Consider the following 3,830-nt stretch of genomic DNA (forward strand, 5'->3'; position numbering starts at 1 on the left):
TCGTCTCGCTCCTGCCCGACGCCGAGCTCTACACGTTGCCCGGCGAGAGTCATCTCGCCGGGCTCGGTTACGCCGAGGAGATTCTGAAGAACCTGATGACGCTGTGGGACGACCTCGAGCCGTCTACCTGACGACGTCGGCTAGTTGGCCGCGGTCGGTGCCGGAGCGCGACCTAGGACGCGGTCGAGCCAGTCGAAGGCGTAGCTCTCGAACAGGGTGCTGCCGAGGCCCTCGCAGTGGCCGCCCGCACCCTCCGCCTCGGTGAACTTCTTCAGTCGTCTCTCCGACTTCAATTCGTCGAACAGCCTCTGGCTCTGCGACGCGAAGTCACCCTCGCCCTCCGTCACCAACGTCGGACACGAGATGTCTGAGGCGATGCCCTCCAGTGAGAACGTCAGCTGCTTGCGGATGAAGTCACCGACCGTGTCGGTGCCCATCGCCGCCATCCGCGCGCCGTACCACTCGACGTTGCGCGGCCCGCTGAGCAGCTGCTGCAGCCGTGCGTCCAGCTCGGGGTCGGCGGCCTGCAGCCGCGCAAGGAAATCTTGCGGGCTGTCGAGGCCGGCACCCTTGGCCAGCGCGCCGATCCGGGAGGCGAAGTCATACTGCCCAGGGTCGGTGACCAGCGCGGCCACCCGTGACTCGAAAGCCGCGGCCCGTGGTCCGAGATACCCACCGAACGACCGGCCCATCACGGTCACCGCGTGAGGGTGGACACCGTCCTGGGCGAGCAGCCACTCGAACGCCTCGGCGAACGGATCCTCGAAGTCGGGCCGGAACGGGCGTCGGTGTTCGTAGAGCATGCCGCCCTGGCCCGGCCCTTCGAAGACGAAGAAGTTGTAACCCCGCGGCAGCGCCATGTAGCCGGTGGCGAAGTACCCCGCCTCGGCGGTCGAGTCGAAACCGCAGGGCGCCAACACGGTTGGTCGCGGGGTGTCCGCGTCGGCCGGCCGGAACAGGTATCCGGTCATCGATACGCCGTCGTACGGAATCTCGGTGGTCACCGCGTAGCAGTCGAGCAGCGGCAGGGCCGAGCGGAAGGCCAACCGGTGTTGTCGCCACGCGTGTTGCAGCCGCTCGTCGTCGATGTCGTGGCGGATGAAGAAGAAGGACTGCCGCCAGTACTCCGAGGCGCGCAGGAACGCCTTGCGGGCCGTCACGACGTGCCCGCCGCGGAGTGCGTCCTCACCGAGTGTCTGGGCGACCTCGGCCGTCGCCGACCACTCGTCGAACCAGGAATCGTAATCGCCTGCCGTGGTGCGGGCCGCCGTCGCCATGACCTCGCCCAGGTCGGCCGCCTCCGCCGCGACGGCGATCAGCGTCCGGCCGAGTTGTGCGTCCATGTCCGCGTCGTCGAGCAGAATCTTCACGTCCGAATCGTATCGCCGTCGGGTCGGTCGGCATCGACCATCTGTCAGCGGATCCTCGAGTTGGACGGGTCGTAGATCGCCTTGAGTGTCACGGTGATCGGGTGGAGATGGCCGCCCACGTTCACCTCGTAGTCCCCGGCGCCGACCCACTCGGCGTCGACCTTCGCGCGGTCGGCGGCTCTGAGGAAGGCCAGCCCGACGCACGACCCCGTCGTCTCGCCCCACGCCGCCGAGGTGACCTGGCCGGCGACCACACCGTTGCGCAGGATGAGCTCGCCGCCCCAGAGCATGGCGTCCGGTGATGCGACGGAGAAACCGACGACACGGCGTCGTGGACCTTCGGCTCTGGCTTTCTCGACTGCGGCGCGGCCGAGGAAGTCGATGTCGGTGCTGAGCTTGCAGGCGAACAGCAGTCCGGCCTCGACGGGATTGTCGCCGGGAGTCAGCTCTCGTCCGAACGCCCGGTAGCCCTTCTCCAGGCGAAGTGATTCGATCGCGTAGTAGCCGCCGCGGATCACGCCGAACTCGGCGCCAGCCGTCATCAGATCTTCGTAGACGCCGACGGCGAACTCGGTCGGAACGTACAGTTCCCAGCCGAGCTCCCCCACGTAGGTGATGCGCGTCGCGCGAACGGTTGAGTATCCCAGGCTGATTCGCCGGCTGGTGCCGAAGGGGAAGGCGGCGTCGCTCAGGTCGGCGTCGGTCAGGGCGGCCAGCAGTTCGCGGGACCGGGGGCCCATCACACCGAACACCGCAAGCGACGACGTGACGTCGACGAGCTGCGCGCGCGTTCCGGCGGAGACGTTGCGGGTGATGTTGCGGGTGATGTGGTCCCTGTCCCGTTCGGTGGTGGCCGCGCTACTGACGATGAGGAATTCGTCGTCGCCGGTACGGGTCACGGTCACGTCGGCCTCGTAGCCGCCGTGTTCGTTGAGCATCCCGGTGTAGACGCACGAGCCGACGCCGACGGCCACGTCCGCCGTGCACAACCACTGCAACGAGGCTTCGGCGTCCTGGCCCACCAGGAGGTACTTCGAGAACGACGTCTGGTCGAAGACGGTGACGCCGGTACGGGTACCGATCTGCTCGGCCGCCGACCAGGGCAGCCAGTTCTGCTTTCCCCACGAGTACTCGATGGCCGGGTCCGCGCCTGCGGGGGCGAAGAAGTTGGCGCGCTCCCAGCCCATCCGGCTGCCGAAGTTCGCGTTCGCCTTGACGAGGAGGTGATGTACCGGCGAGCGACGAAACGGCCGGGCGGTCGTCATTTCCCGGTTCGGCCAGGGTATTTCGTAGTGCAGCCCGAGCACCTCGGCCACCCTGTCGTGCAGCCATCGGGTGTTGCCGTTGAACGGTGCGAAACGCCGGATGTCCACGCTGGTGAGATCGGTGGTCGGTGAGCCGTTCGCGATCCACTCGGCCAGCGCACGCCCCGCGCCGCCTGCGGACGCGATGCCCACGGAGTTGAATCCGGCGGCGACGAAGAAGTTCGCAAGCTCGGGCGCTTCGCCGAGGATGAACTGGTTGTCGGGGGTGAAACTCTCCGGTCCGTTGTAGAGCTTCTTGAGGCCGGTCTCCTCCAGCGCAGGAATGCGCAGCAGAGCGCTGTCCATGAGGATCTGAAAGTGATCCCAATCCTCTTGTAGGAGTTGAAATTCGAACGGGTACGGGATCGCGTCGGGACTGACCCACGGCTTTGCCTCCGGCTCGAAGCCCCCGATGACCAGTCCGCCGACCTCCTCCTTGAAGTACGTGTAGCCATCGGGGTCGCGCAGGATCGGCATGTCGGTGTGGACGCCCGCGATGGGCTCGGTCACGACGTAGAAGTGCTCGGCGGAGTGCAGCGGTACGTTCACGCCCGCCATCGATCCCACCTGCTTGGCCCACTGGCCCGCGCAGTTGACCACGATCTCGGCCTCGACGTCACCGACGTCGGTGCGGACCGCCGTGACGCGGCCGCGGTCACTGATCACGCCGGTGACCCTGGTGCGCTCGATGATCCGGGCACCACGCAGCCGCGCCCCCTTGGCCAGCGCGAGCGTCAGGTCGGTCGGGTTGGCCTTGCCGTCGGCGGGCAGCCAGATGGCCCCGACGAGGTCGTCGGTGCGGATCACCGGGTAGTGAGCGAACGCCTGCTCGGGGGTCAGGAGCTCGCACTCGAGGTCGAATGCCGCTGCGTTGGCCGCGGTTCGGCGCAGCTGGATCATCCGGTCCTCGGTCCGCGCGACCGTGACACCCCCGCACTGCTTGTAGCCCGCGGTGAGACCGGTTTCGGCCTCGAGTTCGGTGTAGAGCTCCGTCGAGTACTGCACCAGTCTGGTACCGCTCTCCGAGGCGCGCAGCTGCCCCACCAGCCCAGCGGCGTGCCAGGTGGTGCCGGAGGACAGTTGGCCCTGCTCGAGCAGCAGCACGTCGGTCAGACCGAGCTTGGTCAGGTGGTAGGCAACGGACGCTCCGATGACG

General features: G+C 67.5%; 2 protein-coding genes and 1 pseudogene. 1 reads left to right on the forward strand and 2 read right to left on the reverse strand.

All coding sequences use genetic code 11. The features are described from left to right. A pseudogene (locus QOI01_RS19365) lies at positions 1-131 on the forward strand (alpha/beta fold hydrolase); the annotation flags it as partial. Positions 132-140: 9 nt separating this feature from the next. Here QOI01_RS19365 and QOI01_RS19370 read toward each other — a convergent pair. Both QOI01_RS19370 and QOI01_RS19375 read right to left on the reverse strand, forming a co-directional pair. Further along, entirely contained in the window at positions 141-1,370 is a 1,230-nt protein-coding gene (locus tag QOI01_RS19370; protein ID WP_526383763.1) for an alpha/beta hydrolase family protein, read from the reverse strand. Between the two features lie 44 nt (positions 1,371-1,414). Then, positions 1,415-3,830, reverse strand: a 2,416-nt coding sequence (locus QOI01_RS19375; RefSeq protein WP_526383765.1) for an FAD-dependent oxidoreductase, incomplete at its 5' end; no start/stop codon positions are given.

The sequence above is a fragment of the Mycobacterium sp. genome (genome assembly GCF_032162605.1).
Classification (GTDB): Bacteria; Actinomycetota; Actinomycetes; order Mycobacteriales; family Mycobacteriaceae; genus Mycobacterium.